1 protein-coding gene and 1 pseudogene are annotated in these 974 nt (G+C 60.8%); both read left to right on the forward strand.

All coding sequences use genetic code 11. The features are described from left to right. Positions 1-218: pseudogene (gene amgR / locus BZK31_RS28710) on the forward strand (two-component system response regulator AmgR); the annotation flags it as partial. A 163-nt stretch (positions 219-381) separates the two neighbouring features. Continuing rightward, a partial coding sequence (locus BZK31_RS28715; protein ID WP_482822374.1) for a two-component system sensor histidine kinase family protein occupies positions 382-974 on the forward strand: 593 nt, incomplete at its 3' end.

A 974-nucleotide genomic window follows, 5' to 3' on the forward strand; every position in this document is an offset into this window, starting at 1 on the left:
TCAAGGCGCTGGTCATGCACGCCCGTGAGCCACTGACCCGCGACAAGCTGATGAACCTGGCGCGTGGTCGGGAATGGGATGCACTGGAGCGCTCCATCGACGTACAGATTTCGCGTCTGCGTCGTCTGATCGAGCCGGATCCGTCCAAACCCCGTTACATCCAGACGGTCTGGGGCGTAGGTTATGTATTCGTTCCCGATGGCGCCGGAAATCGCTGACAGATCGCTTGTCAGAACAGAACACCGAAGTTCCTGCCAGCCACGTCGATAATCTTCTGAAGGTTATCGACGTTCTGGTTTTTTGCGTTCGTACCTCGGGTCTGGCCCGCGTTCGGCAAACTTGCGAGCCTCGGCTCGCCCTGCAAAGTGTGTAGCTGCAGTTATGAAGACTCCGCTCTGGTTCCCGCAAAGCTTTTTCTCTCGCACCCTTTGGCTGGTGCTCATCGTCGTGCTGTTTTCCAAGGCACTGACGCTGGTCTACCTGTTGATGAACGAAGATGTGTTGGTCGACAGGCAATACAGCCATGGCGTCGCTCTCACACTGCGCGCTTACTGGGCCGCCGACGAGAACGACCGGGAAGCCATTGCCGAGGCGGCCGGCCTGATTCGCGTGGTGGGCGGTGGCGTGCCGGAAGGCGAGCAGCACTGGCCGTACAGCGAGATCTATCAACGGCAGATGCAGGCCGAACTGGGCGCCGACACCGAAGTGCGGCTGCGCGTGCATGCGCCGCCTGCACTCTGGGTGCGTGCGCCAAGCCTGGGTGATGGCTGGCTGAAAGTACCGCTGTATCCGCATCCGCTGCGTGGTCAGAAAATCTGGAGCGTTCTGGGCTGGTTCCTCGCTATCGGGTTGTTGTCGACGGCATCGGCCTGGATCTTCGTGCGTCAGCTCAATCAGCCGCTCAAACGGCTGGTGTTTGCCGCCCGCCAACTGGGTCAGGGGCGCAGCGTCAGGCTGCCGATCAGCGATACGCC

Origin of the sequence: Pseudomonas floridensis (assembly GCF_002087235.1) — a bacterium.
GTDB classification, from domain to species: domain Bacteria; phylum Pseudomonadota; class Gammaproteobacteria; order Pseudomonadales; family Pseudomonadaceae; genus Aquipseudomonas; species Aquipseudomonas floridensis.